Genomic DNA, 16,498 nt, shown 5'->3' with positions numbered 1-16,498 from the left:
TTCGTCATCAATCTCAAACGGCAACTGCTTATCGTTTTTGTTTGCAGACAACGATGAGCACGCTCCCATCGCTTTACGTTTGGGAGCAGTCTGCCTGATACATCTGAGCCCTTTTGGGCTGTAAATCAGAAGGCAATATTGGCGCTGATACCGCCGATAAACGCATCCTTCACTTCGCTTACCGCGCCTGGCGCCACCACATACTGCAGGTTTGGTCGCAGTGACATCCAGTTCGTCACTTTGGCGTTGTAATAAACCTCATAGTTGTACTCTGAACCTTCCTGAATCGGCAGATAAGTCGGGCTGTCAAAGCGGCTCTCGCCATTCGCCTGATTCTGCTGACGCAGAGCGCGGGTGTAGTCGCTGTTCACATGAATACGCGACGCGCCCACGCCGATCTCATCCTGAGGACGGGCATCAAACGGTCCTGTCCAGGTAAACGCGATAGACTGGTAGTTATCCGTCTTCGAGGTCTTGTGATCGTTCATCACCGCCTGAACCCGCACGCCCAGACCACGATTCACATCGCCATCCTGCGCGGTCAGCTGTTGCTGTAACAGCAGATAGCCGCCATAGGCATGCGCCTGATCCTGATAGCCGCCATTGCGCCAGCTGCCATAAACATCGCCATCCACCGACGAATAGTAATAACCGATGCGGTAGTTACCCGGTAATTTCTCCGGCCCGAACGTCGGTTTCCAGCCCAGTTCCACCGGCACCAGATTGCCCTCGGAATTGCTGGTATCCAGACGGAAGCCATCTCCGCGATCATAGTTAGCTCGGTTCTGATTGTAGAAACCAACCTGGAAGAAGACCTCCGGGGTGATATTGAACTTAATCCGACCGCCCCACTGCGATACCGGCCAGTTGAACCAGCGGTCGCCGCGCCAGTTACCTGCCTGTCCGCTGCCCAGTGCCAGGTTCTGGAACAGGTTGCCATCGAAATTATCGAAGTCTTCACCCACCGTCACGCGTCCGGCTTTCAGATCGACCACATCGTTAAACAATCCTTTGCGTAACCAGAACTGTGTCAGACGCCAGGTCTGGCCGCGACCATACACCTCCTGCACGGAGGAGAGCATCCCGGTGCGTTGATCCGCGACCTGCTCAGAAACATTCTGACCGTTACGATTCGTCACGGTCATCTGAAATTCGGCATCCTGCCAGTCCAGCAGCTTTTGCAGGTCGAAATTGGTGCCGAACGTCCACTGGTCGCTGTAGCGCATGGTGGTGTTGGTATTTGCGCCACCCCCTAAATTTGCGGCGCTCTCCATGGTGTAGTTGACGTCAAACTTGATGCCGTCATCCTGCAATTGCGTTCGGTAGCCGCCCCAGTCACCAAACATCCATTCGGAGTCCGGACTCAGCGCGTCAGCAGCCATGGCTTGTGAAGAAAAAATGGCCAGGATCAGGGTGCCCGTTGCCATACTGGCAGCGGAAAAGGTGGGTGCTTTTCTGTTTTTCATCTTGTTTATTCTTATGTGAGTTACGGGAAGTGACGCGCAGAGGATAGTGCTGGGTAAACGCTGTTTTTTATAAATACGTGCGCATAATTTCCCGTAACATCCGTTTATTAATGCAAGTGTGATCGGGATCTCTGATTGATTATTCTTTGGTCGGGCTTACTTCCTGCACAGCCATACCGTAAAAAGGGGCGCTGGCGCCCCTGAAGTTAACGGCTCGCCTGGTTCAGTTGCGCGATCTGCGCGGGGGTCAGCGTCAGTTGCATCGCACCAGCCAGATCGTCGAGTTGTTTAATCGACGTCGCACTGACAATCGGGGCGGTGATGCCAGGACGGGCAATCAGCCATGCCAGTGCCACCTGAGCTGGCGTCGCCTGATGGGCTTCACTGATGGCATCCAGCGCATCCAGGATCCGCAGACCGCGCGGGTTAAGGTATTTCTCCACCACGCCCTGCCCGCGTGCGCTTTTACCGGCATCTGCTGCATCACGATATTTGCCACTGAGAAAACCGCTGGCCAGCGAGTAGTAGTTGATCACGCCTAAACCCTGCGCCATGACAACGGGCTCCAGTTCCGACTCATAAGGCTGGCGGTCAAACAGGTTATATTGCGGTTGCAGCGTTTCATAACGCGCCAGCCCCTGCGATTCACTCACCTTCAACGCCTCCTGCAGACGCGCTGCGCTGTAATTGGAGGCACCAATGGCGCGCACTTTACCTTCACGGATCAGGCTGTCAAAGGTGCTCAGCGTTTCCGTCAGCGGCGTATCCTGATCGTCGCGGTGTGCCTGATAGAGATCGATATAGTCAGTCTGTAAGCGGCGAAGTGAATCTTCGACTGCCTGACGGATATATTGCGGCTTCAGCCCGGTCTTCTCAGGCGACATTTCCATGCCAACTTTGGTTGCCAGCACGATCTGGTCACGTTTTCCGCTTTTCTTCAGCCACTCTCCAATAATGGTTTCGGATTCACCGCCTTTATTGCCTGGCGCCCAGCGGGAGTAGACATCGGCGGTATCGATGAACCACAGCCCTCGTTCAACCAGCCCATCCAGCAGAGAAAACGAGGTGGGTTGATCCACCGTCCAGCCAAACACATTGCCGCCAAACGTCAGTAACGGCACCGTAATCCCACTGTCACCCAACTGCCGGGTTTGATTCTGACTCATTATCTGCTCCTTAATTTGCCTGACAAACTGCCTGTTTCTCAGCATAGCAAAGTGTTTTAACGCCTTTATGACGATTGTGCTGCGATTAATGTAATAACAGGCATAATTACCCGGCCCTGACAGATATCCTTATTTCCTTCAAATTTTGCCTGTCAGAGGCGACTACACTCTGTCGTTTGCAGGCTACCCATTTGATGCCTGCGCCTGGGACTACGTCACTGCTGGAGAGCATCAACAATCATGAGCACCCGACACCCTGTTATGAAGAAAACACTGATCGCACTGGCCCTGATTGCTGTGGCCGCTGGCGGCTACTATGCCTGGCAGCGCACTGCCCAGCCACAGAGCAGCAGCCAGACGGACTCGCCCGGGCCTCGAGGTGGCAAGGGCAGCGGTGACGGCGCTCGTCGGCCACTCGCCCCGGTTCAGGCAGCGACGGCTACCAGCCAGAGCGTGCCGCAATACCTTAGCGGATTGGGTACCGTCACGGCGGCTAACACGGCCACGGTGCGCAGCCGGGTCAATGGCGATCTGCTGGCGATCCACTTTACCGAAGGCCAGCAGGTCAACGCGGGCGATCTGCTGGCAGAAGTCGACCCACGTCCTTACCAGGTGGCGTTAACCCAGGCTCAGGGCCAGCTGGCGAAAGATCAGGCGACGCTGGCCAATGCCCGTCGCGACCTGGCGCGCTTCGAGAAGCTGGCAAAAACGTCGCTGGTATCGCAGCAGGAGCTGGATACCCAGCGCTCACTGGTGAATGAAACGTTGGGCACCCTGAAAGCGGATGAGGGAAGCGTCGCCAGTGCGCAGCTCAATCTGACCTACAGCAAAATCACTGCACCGATTGCCGGCCGTGTCGGCCTGAAACAGGTGGATGTCGGCAACTACGTCACCAGTGGCGACACCACCGGTATCGTCGTGATCACCCAGACGCACCCGATTGATGTGGTCTTTACCCTGGCGGAGAACAGCATCAGTTCCATTCTCAAGGCACAGAAAAGCGGCCAGCCGCTGCTGGTGGAGGCCTGGGATCGCAGTAATGAGAATTTAATCGCCAGCGGCAAACTGCTGAGCCTCGATAACCAGATTGATGTGACGACCGGCACCATAAAAATCAAAGCGCGGTTTGATAATCAGGACGACGCCCTCTTCCCTAATCAGTTCGTCAATGTTCGGCTCAAGGTCAACACCTTGCAGAATGCCGTTGTGATTCCGCCTGCCGCATTACAGATGGGCAACGAAGGCCACTTTGTCTGGGTGGTCAACAGTGACAACAAGGTGAGCAAGAAAAGCGTGATTGCCGGCCTGCAGGATAGCCAGAAAGTGGTGGTCAGCGCCGGTCTGGAAGCCGGTGAACGGGTCGTGACCGATGGTCTGGATCGTCTGACCGAAGGCGCGAAAGTCGAGGTGGTCGCGCCGCAGAGCAACGCACCGCGCGCCACCCGCGCCGCCCTGCCGTCAAAAGGAGAGCGTGAGTAATGCAGGTCATGCCTCCCGATCACAGTGGCGGGCCGTCACGCCAGTTTATTCTGCGTCCGGTCGCCACCACGCTGTTGATGATTGCGATTTTGCTGGCCGGAGTGCTGGGCTACCGGTTCCTGCCGGTCTCGGCACTGCCGGAAGTCGATTATCCGACCATCCAGGTGGTTACGCTTTATCCTGGTGCCAGCCCGGATGTGGTCACCTCCTCCATTACCGCCCCACTAGAGCGTCAGTTTGGTCAGATGTCGGGGCTGAAACAGATGGCATCGCAAAGCTCCGGCGGTGCCTCGGTGGTAACACTGCAGTTTCAGCTGACGCTGCCGCTGGATGTGGCCGAGCAGGAGGTGCAGGCGGCCATTAACTCCGCCACTAATCTGTTGCCCAACGACCTGCCCAATCCACCGGTCTACAGCAAAGTAAACCCTGCCGATCCGCCCATCATGACGCTGGCCGTCACGACGCGCAGCATGCCGCTGACGCAGGTGCAGGACATGGTGGAAACGCGGGTCGCGCAGAAAATTTCGCAGGTCAGCGGTGTCGGCCTGGTGACGTTGTCAGGCGGTCAGCGCCCGGCAGTGCGGGTAAAAATGAATGCGCAGGCGCTGGCGGCGCTGGGTCTGACCAGTGAAACGGTGCGAACCGCCATCAGCAATGCCAACGTTAACTCCGCCAAAGGCAGTCTGGATGGTCCGACGCGTTCTATTACCCTGTCAGCCAATGACCAGATGAAATCCGCGGAAGATTATCGCCAGCTGATTATCAGCTACAAAAATGGCGCGCCGGTGCGTCTTGGTGACGTGGCGACCATTGAACAGGGAGCAGAAAACAGCTGGCTTGGCGCCTGGGCCAATCGCGATGCGGCGATTGTGCTTAATGTTCAGCGTCAGCCTGGCGCTAATATTATCGCCACTGCAGATAATATCCGTGCCATGTTGCCCGCCCTGACGGAAACGCTGCCCAAATCGGTAGAGGTGAAACTGCTCACCGACCGCACCACCAATATTCGCGCGTCGGTCAACGACACGCAGTTTGAGCTGATACTGGCGATGGCGCTGGTGGTGATGATTATCTATCTGTTCCTGCGTAACGTGCCCGCCACGCTGATTCCGGCGGTGGCGGTGCCGCTGTCGCTGATCGGCACCTTTGCGGCGATGTACTTCCTCGGTTTTTCCATTAATAACCTGACGCTGATGGCGCTGACCATTGCCACGGGTTTTGTGGTCGATGATGCCATTGTGGTGATTGAGAACATCTCGCGCTATATCGAAAAAGGGGAAAAGCCGCTTACCGCCGCGCTGAAAGGTGCCGGTGAGATCGGCTTTACCATTATCTCCCTGACCTTCTCGCTGATTGCGGTACTGATTCCACTGCTGTTTATGGGCGACGTAATTGGCCGTCTGTTCCGCGAATTTGCCGTAACACTGGCCGTAGCGATTCTGATTTCCGCAGTAGTGTCACTCACCCTGACGCCGATGATGTGCGCCCGGATGCTGAGCGCAGAGTCGCTGCGTAAACAGAACCGCTTTTCACGGGCCAGCGAGGCGATGTTTGATCGTATCGTGGCCGCCTATGGCCGTGGCCTGAAACGGGTGCTGAATCACCCCTGGCTGACATTGTCGGTCGCGCTTGGCACCCTTGTGCTGACGCTGCTGCTGTGGATGGTGATCCCGAAAGGCTTTTTCCCGCAGCAGGACAACAGCATTATTCAGGGTACGCTGCAGGCACCGCAGTCGGTCTCCTACGCCAGCATGGCAGAGCGCACCCGCGACGTTGCCTCCATCATCATGAAAGATCCGGCGGTTGAGAGCATGACCTCGTTCGTCGGCGTCGATGGCACCAATGCCTCACTGAACAGCGCGCGACTGCAGATTAACCTTAAACCTCTGGATCAACGCGACGACCGCATTCCGGCTATTCAGCAACGCCTGCAACAACAGGTCAGTCAGCTGCCGGGCGTGCAGCTCTGGCTGCAGGCGGTGCAGGATCTCACCATCGATACCCAGGCGAGCCGCACGCCGTACCAGTTCACGCTGCAGTCCGGCTCCCTGTCGTCGCTCAGCACCTGGGTGCCGGCCCTGCTGACCCGGCTCAGTACCCTGCCACAGCTGCGTGACGTCAGCAGTGACTGGCAGGATCAGGGGCTGGAAGCTTATGTCAACGTTGACCGCGACAGCGCCAGCCGCCTCGGTATCAGCATGGCCGATGTCGATAACGCGCTGTACAACGCGTTTGGGCAGCGACTCATCTCCACCATCTATACCCAGGCAAATCAGTATCGTGTGGTGCTGGAGCAGGATAATAACGCCACACCGGGGCTGGAGAGCCTGGAGGCGATTCGCCTTAACAGCAGTGATGACGGCAGCGTTCCGCTGAGCGCCATCGCCCGTATTGAACAGCGTCACACGCCGCTCAGCATTAACCATCTGGACCAGTTCCCGTCGGCGACCTTCTCCTTCAACGTGGCTGATGGCTATTCGCTGGAAGATGCGGTGAAGGCGGTGTCGCAGGCGGAAGCGCAGCTGGGCATGCCCGCGGAGCTGATGACCCAGTTCCAGGGCAGTACGCTGGCGTTTGAGGCGGCGCTCAGCAGCACCGTCTGGCTGATTGTGGCAGCCATCGTGGCGATGTACATCGTGCTGGGCGTGCTCTATGAAAGCTTTATTCACCCGATTACGATTCTCTCAACACTGCCCACTGCCGGTGTCGGCGCGCTGCTGGCGCTGATGCTCAGCGGCAATGAGCTGGATATCGTGGCAATTATCGGCATCATCCTGTTGATCGGCATCGTGAAAAAGAACGCCATCATGATGATCGACTTTGCGCTGGCAGCCGAACGTGAACAGGGCATGAAGCCGGTAGATGCCATCTATCAGGCCTGTCTGTTGCGCTTCCGTCCGATTCTGATGACCACACTGGCAGCCCTTCTCGGTGCGCTGCCGCTGATGCTCAGCACCGGCGTCGGTGCCGAATTGCGTCATCCGCTGGGAATCGCCATGGTCGGTGGCCTGATTCTGAGTCAGGTACTGACGCTGTTCACCACACCGGTGATCTATCTGCTGTTTGACCGCCTGGCGCATGCTACCCGCCGACGCTTTGGCCGTACGGAGGCCGCAGAGTGAAGTTTTTTGCCCTCTTCATCCATCGGCCCGTCGCCACGACCCTGCTGACACTGGCCATCGCCCTGGCCGGGATGCTGGGCTTCCGTCTGCTACCGGTGGCACCGCTGCCGCAGGTCGATTTTCCGGTCATCGTCATCTCGGCCTCGCTGCCGGGCGCCTCACCGGAAATCATGGCATCGTCGGTGGCTACACCGCTGGAACGCTCGCTGGGACGCATCGCGGGGGTCAGTGAAATGACCTCCACCAGTTCGCTGGGTAGCACCCGCATCATTCTGGTGTTTGATTTTGATCGCGACATTAACGGCGCGGCGCGCGACGTGCAGGCCGCCATTAACGCCGCGCAAAGCCTGCTGCCCACCGGCATGCCGTCGCGTCCAACCTACCGGAAAGTTAACCCTTCTGATGCGCCGATCATGATCATGACGCTGACCTCAGATACCTACAATCCGGGTCAGCTTTATGACTACGCCTCTACCCAGCTGGCGCAGAAGCTGTCACAGATTGAAGGCGTGGGCGATGTCACCGTGGGCGGCAGTTCGCTGCCTGCGGTGCGCGTGGCGCTGAATCCCCAGGCACTGTTTAACCAGGGCGTATCGCTGGATGCGGTGCGCACCGCTATCTCCAATGCCAATCAGCGACGACCGCAGGGCGCACTGGATGACGGTCAGCAGCGCTGGCAACTGCGAACCAATGACGCGCTGCAGACTGCCCGGGAGTATCAGCCGCTGGTGGTGCATTACAACAACGGCGCGGCGGTCAGGCTGTCGGATGTGGCGACGGTAGAGGATTCGGTTCAGGACGTGCGCAACGCCGGAATGTCACGGGGTAAACCTGCGGTTCTGCTGCTGATCCGCAAAACGCCTGAAGCGAACGTCATTGATACGGTCGATCGGATTCGCGCTGAAATGCCGCTGCTGCATGAGGTGATCCCTGCTGCCATCGATCTCGAGATTGCGCAGGATCGCTCGCCCACTATTCGCGCCTCGCTGCATGAAGTGGAGCAGTCGCTGATTATCGCCGTGGCGCTGGTGATTCTGGTGGTGTTTGTTTTCCTGCGCTCGGGCCGCGCCACGCTGATCCCGGCCGTTGCCGTGCCGGTTTCGCTAATCGGCACGTTTGCCGCGATGTACCTGTGCGGCTTCAGCCTGAATAATCTGTCACTGATGGCGCTGACCATTGCTACCGGTTTTGTGGTGGACGATGCGATTGTGGTGCTGGAGAACATTGCCCGTCACGTGGAAGCCGGCATGAAGCCGCTGGCTGCCGCGCTAAAAGGGGTGCGGGAAGTCGGCTTTACCGTGCTGTCGATGAGCCTGTCGCTGATTGCGGTGTTCCTGCCGCTCCTGATGATTGGCGGGCTGATTGGCCGCTTCTTCTCTGAGTTTTCCATTACGCTGTCGGTGTCGATTCTTATCTCGCTGTTTATCTCGGTCACGCTGACGCCGGTGATGTGCGCTTATCTGCTGAAGCCGCACGCGCCGCGCAGCCAGCCACGTCAGCGCGGGGTGGGCCGGCTACTGATGGCGATTCAGCAAGGCTACGGTCGGTCGCTTAACGTGGTGCTGAACCATGCACGCTGGGTGCTGCTGCTGTTTTTCGCCACCATCGCCCTGACAGGCTGGCTATTCGTTCATATCCCGAAAACCTTTATGCCGGAACAGGATACCGGGCGACTCTCCGGCTTTATCTCTGCCGACCAGAGCATTTCCTTTCAGGCGATGCGCAGCAAGCTGCAGGATTTTATGGAGATTGTCGGGGCCGATCCGGCGGTGGACAGCGTGGTGGGCTTTACCGGTGGGATGCGGACCAACAGCGGCTCGATGTTTATCTCGCTGAAGCCGCTGTCGGAGCGTAAAGAGAGTGCCCTTGAAATAATCGCCCGGCTGCGCACTAAGCTGGCGAAAGAGCCGGGGGCCAATCTCTATCTGAATGCGGTGCAGGATCTGCGCGCAGGGGGGCGGGAATCGAATGCTGCTTATCAATATTCATTGCTGTCGGACGATCTCGGCGCACTGCGGACGTGGGAGCCGAAAATCCGCGAGGCGTTCTCCGCGCTGCCGCAGCTGGCGGACGTGAACTCCGATCAGCAGGATAAAGGCAGCGAAATGGCGCTGACCTACGATCGTGAAAGCATGGCCCGGCTTGGCATTGATGTCTCTCAGGCCAATGCCCTGCTGAATAACGCTTTTGGTCAGCGTCAGATTTCCACTATCTATCAGCCGCTTAATCAGTACAAAGTGGTGATGGAGGTCGATCCGCGCTACACCCAGGATATCAGCGCCCTTTCACAGATGTTTGTGATAAATAGCGACGGTAAAGCCATCCCGCTGTCGTGGTTCGCCCACTGGCAGCCGGCGAATGCGCCGCTGTCGGTGAACCATGAAGGGCTGTCAGCCGCCTCGACGATCTCTTTTAACCTGCCAGAGGGTGTGTCGCTGTCACAGGCATCGGAAGCAATTGAACGGACCATGACCGCGATTGGTGTGCCCTCCAGCGTGCGCGGCAGTTTTGCCGGTACGGCGCAGGTGTTTCAGCAGTCGCAAAGCAGCCAGCTCTGGCTGATGCTGGCAGCCATTGCGGCGGTCTATATCGTGCTGGGCATCCTCTACGAAAGCTATGTGCATCCGCTGACGATTCTCTCTACCCTGCCCTCGGCGGGTGTCGGGGCGTTGCTGGCGCTGGAACTGTTCGATACGCCCTTTAGCCTGATTGCGCTGATCGGTATTCTGCTGCTGATTGGCATCGTGAAAAAGAACGCCATCATGATGGTCGATTTTGCGCTGGAGGCCGAGCGTAACGGCCAGCTGAGTGCGCGAGAGGCGATTTTCCAGGCGTGCCTGCTGCGCTTCCGGCCAATTATGATGACCACGCTGGCGGCATTGTTTGGCGCGCTGCCACTGGTGCTGAGCAGCGGCGACGGTGCCGAACTACGTCAACCGCTGGGAATTACCATTGCAGGCGGGCTGGTGATGAGCCAGTTGCTGACACTCTACACCACGCCGGTGGTCTATCTGATGATGGATAAATTGCGGCGCAAAAAGCGTCCGCTGACCGCCGCCGCGCAATAGCCGTAATGAGTGTGTCGGCAGGCACGGCGCGTGATGCTTTTATCGGGGGGATCGATGACTAAGCAAAGCACTAACGTCCGCTGGCAACTGTGGATCGTTGCCATCGGCTTCTTTATGCAGACGCTGGATACCACCATCGTCAATACCGCGATCCCATCGATGGCGCACGATCTGGGAGTCAGTCCGCTGCACATGCACTCGGTGATCGTCTATTACGTGCTGACGGTGGCGGTGATGCTGCCGGTCAGTGGCTGGCTGGCGGATCGTTTTGGCGTGCGCAACGTTTTCTTCTGCGCGATTCTGCTGTTCAGTATCGGCTCGCTGCTGTGCGCCATGTCCGGCACGCTGGATCAGCTGGTGCTGTCGCGCGTGGTTCAGGGGATTGGCGGCGCCATGATGGTCCCCGTGGGTCGCCTGACGGTGATGAAAATCGTGCCGCGTGAGCAATATATGTCCGCCATGACCTTTGTCACCCTGCCCGGCCAGATTGGCCCGCTGCTGGGTCCGGCACTGGGCGGTGTGTTAGTAGAGTACGCCAGCTGGCACTGGATCTTTCTCATCAATATTCCGGTCGGCATCGCCGGCGCTATCGCCACTCTGATGCTGATGCCCAACTACAGCATGCAGACGCGGCGCTTTGATTTCGCCGGGTTTATCCTGCTGGCCGCTGGCATGGCAACCCTGACACTGGCACTGGATGGCCAGCGCAGCAGTGGTGGCTCACCGCTGTTACTGGGTGCCATGATTCTCGTTGGCCTGTTCTCTCTGCTCTTCTACCTGATACATGCACGCGGCAATGATAATGCGCTGTTCAGCCTGAAACTGTTTGATAACCGCGTTTATGCCATTGGTCTGCTGGGCAGTTTTACCGGCCGCATCGGCAGCGGCATGCTGCCCTTTATGACCCCTATTTTTCTGCAGATTGGCATGGGCTACAGCCCGTTTCACGCCGGTCTGATAATGATTTCAATGGTGCTGGGGAATATGGGGATGAAGCGCATAGTGGTGCGCATCGTCAATCTTTACGGCTACCGCAACGTGCTGGTGATGTCGACGGTGGCGCTGGCGCTGGTGGTCCTGCTGTTCCCCCTGGTGGCGCTCATGGGTTGGGTCTGGCTACTGCCGCTGGTGCTGTTTCTGCAGGGCATGGTCAATGCCATTCGCTTCTCTTCAATGAATACCCTGACGCTGAAGGAGCTGCCCGATGAGCTGGCATCCAGCGGCAACAGCCTGTTGTCGATGATTATGCAGCTGTCGATGAGTATTGGCGTCACCGTCGCCGGGCTGTTGCTGGGCGCATTTGCTCATGAAAACATGGCGAACAGCACCGCGAATCACTCAATGTTTATTTATACCTACCTTTGCATGTCGCTGATTATTCTTCTGCCCGCGCTGGTGTTCTGGCGCGTTCCGCCACAGACGAATGCCAACGTTGATTTGCGACGCCGGAGAGAAAAATGAGAGTTAACCTGCGACTGGGCATCGGTGCCAAACTGTTTATGGCGATTTTCGCTACCTGCATGCTGGTCCTGATCACCATGCACTGGGGCGTTCGGATGAGTTTCGAGCACGGCTTTGTCGATTACATTAAACGCGGCAACGAGCAGCGGTTAAACCTGCTCAGCGATGCCCTCGCCGATCAGTATGAGCAGCACGGCAACTGGGATTTTTTGCGCCATAATGATCGGCTGGTCTTTACCATGCTGCGCTCGCTGGAGCAGAATCCCGACAGCAACAGCCAGCTACCGCCGCACGGCTGGCGGACCCAGTTCTGGATTCTTGACCAGCAGTATAAAGTGCTGGCCGGACCAAAATCGCCGGTGCCACCCGAAGGCACACGACGCAACATCACCACCAGCAACAATAAAGTGGTCGGCTGGGTGATCGGCTCGCCGCCGGAGCGGCTGACGCGCAGCACGGACATTAACTTTGATCAACAGCAGCGGCGCACCAGCTGGATTATCGTGGGGCTTTCAACGCTGCTGGCGGCACTGGCGACCTGGCTGATGGCGCGCGGTCTGCTGGCGCCGGTCAAGCGACTGGTCGACGGCACCCATCATCTGGCGGCCGGTAATTTTGCTACCCGCGTGGAGGTCAGCAGCCGGGATGAGCTGGGCCAGCTGGCCGGTGACTTTAACCTGCTTGCCAGCTCGCTGGAGAAAAACGAGAGCATGCGGCGCGCTTTTATGGCCGACATCTCCCATGAGCTGCGCACGCCGCTGGCGATCCTGCGTGGTGAACTGGAAGCGATGCAGGATGGGGTGCGCAAACTGACGCCGGAAGCGATCGCCTCGCTGCAGAGCGAGGTGGTGGTGCTAACCAAGCTGGTGGACGATCTGCACCAGCTGTCGCTGTCGGATGAGGGTGCCCTTGCCTACCGCAAACAGGCCACCGATCTGGTTCAGTTGCTGGAGGTGACGGCGGGCAGCTTTGCCGAGCGCTATCGCGCACACGGCCTGACGCTGAAACTGAATCTGCCCGAAAACGCCCCGTTCTTTGGCGATCCCGACCGGCTGATGCAGTTATTCACCAACCTTCTTGAGAACAGCCTGCGCTACACCGACAGCGGTGGCCGCGTAGAAGTGACGCTGAAGTATGAAGCGCCCCACTGGTGCATCGATTTTGATGACAGCGCACCTGGCGTGGATAAAGAACATCAGGTGCAGATTTTTGAGCGTTTCTTCCGCACCGAAGGCTCGCGCAACCGCGCCAGCGGCGGCTCGGGTCTGGGACTGGCCATCTGTAAAAATATCGCTGATGCACATGGTGGCGATATTCATGCGTCGCACTCTGATTTAGGTGGACTGAAAATCGCGCTACACTTGCGCTATGTTCCCCTTGTGTAAACGCTTATGAGCCAGGAAAACCACGACCCGCTGATTCTGGTGGTCGAAGATGAGCCGAAACTGGCGCAGCTGATGATCGATTATCTGCACGCCTCAAACTACCGTACCCATCACATCGCCGACGGCAACGCGGTGCTGGAGTATGTGCGTCAGACGCCACCCGACCTGATGCTGCTGGATTTAATGCTGCCCGGCACCGATGGCTTAACGCTTTGCCGTGAAATCCGTCGTCATTCCGAGCTGCCGATTATTATGGTCACCGCGCGTACCGAGGAGATCGATCGGCTGCTGGGATTAGAGCTGGGCGCGGATGACTACATCTGCAAACCCTTCAGTCCGCGTGAAGTGGTGGCACGGGTCAAAACGATTCTGCGCCGGGTCAGGCGTTCAGCGGAAGAGCCGCAAAGCGCCTCGTTGCTGCGGGTCGACGAAAGCCGCTTCTTCGCCAGCTGGCGCGAAAAGCCACTGGATCTTACTCCGGCGGAATTCCGTCTGCTGAAAACGTTGTCGCTGGAACCGGGCAAGGTCTTTTCACGTGAACAGCTGCTCAACCATCTTTATGATGACTACCGCGTGGTCACGGATCGCACCATCGACAGCCATATCAAGAATCTGCGGCGGAAGCTGGAGAACCTCGACAGTGAGCAACCTTTTATCCGCGCCGTTTACGGGATGGGCTATCGCTGGGAAGCCGATGCCTGTCATTTGATCTAGTTTGATCCCGATCAATTTACTTCCCTTTTCTCACTGCCTACAATTCCGCACCCTTTGCAGGGCTTAATGGTCCTGCACCTGTCGCCTGAAGCGACATACTGACCTGACATCAGTGAGAAGATCATGAAACCCGAACTGCTTTCCCCTGCTGGCACGCTAAAAAACATGCGTTACGCCTTTGCTTATGGGGCCGATGCCGTCTATGCCGGCCAGCCGCGCTATAGCCTGCGGGTGCGCAATAACGAATTTACCCACGAAAATCTTGCGCTGGGCATCAATGAAGCGCACGCGCTGGGCAAAAAATTCTATGTGGTGGTGAACATTGCACCGCATAACGCCAAGCTGAAAACCTTTATTCGCGACCTGACGCCGGTGGTGGAGATGCAGCCTGACGCGCTGATCATGTCCGATCCCGGTCTTATCATGCTGGTGCGCGAGGCTTTTCCGACGATGCCTATTCACCTGTCGGTGCAGGCCAATGCGGTCAACTGGGCCACGGTAAAATTCTGGCAGCAGATGGGGCTGAGCCGGGTAATCCTGTCACGCGAGTTATCGCTGGAGGAGATTGGCGAGATCCGCCAGCAGGTGCCGGAGATGGAGCTGGAAGTCTTCGTTCATGGCGCGCTCTGTATGGCCTATTCCGGTCGCTGCCTGCTGTCAGGCTATATGAACAAGCGCGACCCGAATCAGGGCACCTGCACCAATGCCTGCCGCTGGGAATATAAAGTGCAGGAAGGTCAGCAGGATGAGGTGGGGAATATCGTCGGTATTCACACGCCTGTCGCAGTGCAGGATGTCACGCCGGTGCTGGGCATCGGTCAGCCTACCGACAAGGTGTTTCTGCTGGAAGAGAAGATGAAACCTGGCGAAGTGATGAGCGCATTCGAAGATGAGCATGGCACCTATATCATGAACTCGCGGGATCTGCGCGCGGTCGCGCATGTTGAACGGCTCAGCGAGATGGGCGTTCATTCGCTGAAAATCGAGGGGCGTACCAAGTCCTATTACTACTGCGCCCGCACCGCCCAGGTGTATCGCCGGGCGATTGATGATGCCGCTGCCGGGAAGCCGTTTGATCCGTCACTGCTGTTAACGCTGGAAGGCCTGGCCCATCGCGGCTATACCGAAGGCTTCCTGCGCCGCCACACTCATGACAGTTATCAGAATTATCAGCAGGGTTTTTCCGTGTCCGATCGCCAGCAATTTGTCGGCGAATTTACCGGCGAGCGTCGGAATGAGTGGGCTGAAGTGGCGGTGAAGAACAAGTTTATGCTGCACGACAGCGTGGAGATCATGACGCCCGAAGGAAACCTGAATTGTCAGCTTGATGCGCTGCAGAACGCGCGCGGCGAACCCACAGAGGTTGCGCCGGGCGATGGCCATCGTGTCTGGTTGCGGGTGCCGCAGGAAGTCGATCTGCGTTTTGCACTGCTGCTGCGCAACTTCGATCATGGTGAAGATACCCGGGATCCACATAATCGTTTACCAACGGAAACATTTTGAGGAAATCAGAACAGGATCACAGACCCCTGTTCAGCGCTGCTTTATAGTCCTGCCTGCTGCTAATGAGTAACAACAAACGGCAGATTTACCTGGAACCACCTCATTTACCCGCCCGGCTCCCCCGTGCGGGTTTTCTTTTTTCTCTCTTTCGCCAATTATTTACTGCTGGCAGCTATGTTATAAATTCCCCTTCTTACTCTGTAGATCTCCAAGGAACGCAAAATGGATAATAAACCGCTAACGCTACTCATTCTGAATGGGAAAGGCGCGGGCAATGATGATCTGCGCGAAGCCATTACTGCCCTTCGTGAAGAAGGCTTCGATATTGCGGTGCGTGTCACTTTTGAAAAAGGTGATGGCGACAGGTACGTCAAAGAGGCGATTGCGCTGCAGGCGGAGACGGTGGTCGCAGGTGGTGGCGATGGCACCATCAACGAAATCGCGACGGCGCTGGCGGCATCGAATGCCGATCATCGCCCGGTGCTGGGCATCCTGCCGCTGGGAACGGCCAATGATTTTGCCACCAGCGTGGGCATCCCGGAAGAGATGGAACCGGCATTGCGCCTGGCGATCCAGGGCAAAGCCAGCACCATCGACCTGGCCAGAGTGAACCAGGATCACTACTTCATTAACATGGCGACGGGTGGATTTGGCACCCGTATCACCACGGAAACCCCGGAAAAGCTGAAGTCGGCACTGGGCGGTGTTTCCTATTTTATTCACGGCCTGATGCGCATGGATACGCTGAAACCTGACACCTGCGAGATCAGCGGTCCCGATTTCAACTGGCAGGGTGATGCGCTGGTCATTGGCATTGGTAATGGACGTCAGGCGGGCGGTGGTCAGCGACTCTGCCCTTCGGCCCTGATTAACGATGGCCGGCTGGACGTCAGCATTGTCACCGCACAGGAGCTGCTGCCGACCCTGTTGCACTCGCTGACGGGCGACGACGACAATCCGGGCATCGTCACCGCACAGCTGGAGTCACTGACCATCCGTTCTCCGCATGAAATGACCTTTAACCTTGATGGCGAGCCGCTTTCAGGACGGGAATTCGTGATTGAGGTGATGGCGGGCGCATTAAGCTGTCGCCTGCCACCACAGTGTGAACTCCTTTCCTGAGCCTGATTCAGG

Annotated in this window: 10 protein-coding genes; 8 read left to right on the top strand and 2 right to left on the bottom strand. The window is 57.6% G+C overall.

Going from position 1 to position 16,498, the window contains the following annotated elements:
* Positions 1-125 precede the first annotated feature (125 nt).
* Together KTJ90_RS06515 and KTJ90_RS06510 are read right to left on the bottom strand one after the other, a co-directional pair.
* Positions 126-1,466 carry a carbohydrate porin gene (locus tag KTJ90_RS06515; RefSeq protein WP_004571275.1) on the bottom strand — a complete coding sequence of 447 codons (1,341 nt, stop codon included), beginning with the start codon at positions 1,464-1,466 and terminating at the stop codon, positions 126-128.
* Positions 1,467-1,672: 206 nt separating this feature from the next.
* On the bottom strand, positions 1,673-2,632 hold the full coding sequence (locus tag KTJ90_RS06510; RefSeq protein WP_004571274.1) for an aldo/keto reductase: 960 nt from the start codon (positions 2,630-2,632) through the stop codon (positions 1,673-1,675).
* Between the two features lie 240 nt (positions 2,633-2,872).
* Between KTJ90_RS06510 and KTJ90_RS06505 the strand changes: the two genes are divergently transcribed.
* The 8 genes from KTJ90_RS06505 (at position 2,873) to yegS (ending at position 16,486) form a co-directional block, all read left to right on the top strand.
* Positions 2,873-4,111 (top strand): MdtA/MuxA family multidrug efflux RND transporter periplasmic adaptor subunit, encoded by a 1,239-nt coding sequence (locus KTJ90_RS06505; RefSeq protein ID WP_312041224.1) that lies wholly within the window; start codon positions 2,873-2,875, stop codon positions 4,109-4,111.
* Positions 4,111-7,233 carry an MdtB/MuxB family multidrug efflux RND transporter permease subunit gene (locus KTJ90_RS06500; RefSeq protein ID WP_457172882.1) on the top strand — a complete coding sequence of 1,041 codons (3,123 nt, stop codon included), beginning with the start codon at positions 4,111-4,113 and terminating at the stop codon, positions 7,231-7,233. Before KTJ90_RS06505 ends, KTJ90_RS06500 begins: the two co-directional genes overlap by 1 nt.
* Positions 7,230-10,301, top strand: coding sequence for a multidrug efflux RND transporter permease subunit MdtC (gene mdtC, locus KTJ90_RS06495; protein WP_004571271.1), 3,072 nt, complete (start codon positions 7,230-7,232; stop codon positions 10,299-10,301). Before KTJ90_RS06500 ends, mdtC begins: the two co-directional genes overlap by 4 nt.
* Before the next feature lie 54 nt (positions 10,302-10,355).
* Positions 10,356-11,762, top strand: coding sequence for an MFS transporter (locus tag KTJ90_RS06490; protein WP_499026037.1), 1,407 nt, complete (start codon positions 10,356-10,358; stop codon positions 11,760-11,762).
* Positions 11,759-13,147 (top strand): envelope stress sensor histidine kinase BaeS, encoded by a 1,389-nt coding sequence (gene baeS, locus KTJ90_RS06485; protein ID WP_004571269.1) that lies wholly within the window; start codon positions 11,759-11,761, stop codon positions 13,145-13,147. Before KTJ90_RS06490 ends, baeS begins: the two co-directional genes overlap by 4 nt.
* Positions 13,148-13,153: 6 nt before the next feature.
* Positions 13,154-13,861, top strand: a complete 708-nt coding sequence (gene baeR / locus KTJ90_RS06480; RefSeq protein ID WP_004571268.1) for an envelope stress response regulator BaeR — start codon at positions 13,154-13,156, stop codon at positions 13,859-13,861.
* A gap of 120 nt (positions 13,862-13,981) precedes the next feature.
* Positions 13,982-15,364, top strand: a complete 1,383-nt coding sequence (gene trhP / locus KTJ90_RS06475; protein ID WP_192377812.1) for a prephenate-dependent tRNA uridine(34) hydroxylase TrhP — start codon at positions 13,982-13,984, stop codon at positions 15,362-15,364.
* Between the two features lie 222 nt (positions 15,365-15,586).
* Complete coding sequence (gene yegS, locus KTJ90_RS06470; RefSeq protein WP_004571266.1) at positions 15,587-16,486, top strand: lipid kinase YegS; 900 nt, start codon at positions 15,587-15,589, stop codon at positions 16,484-16,486.
* Positions 16,487-16,498 lie beyond the last annotated feature (12 nt).

Source organism: Pantoea jilinensis (assembly GCF_019104105.1).
Classification (GTDB): Bacteria; Pseudomonadota; Gammaproteobacteria; order Enterobacterales; family Enterobacteriaceae; genus Pantoea; species Pantoea eucalypti.
The sequence above is the reverse complement of the archived record's forward strand: the minus strand, read 5'-3'. Positions and strand labels throughout refer to the sequence as shown.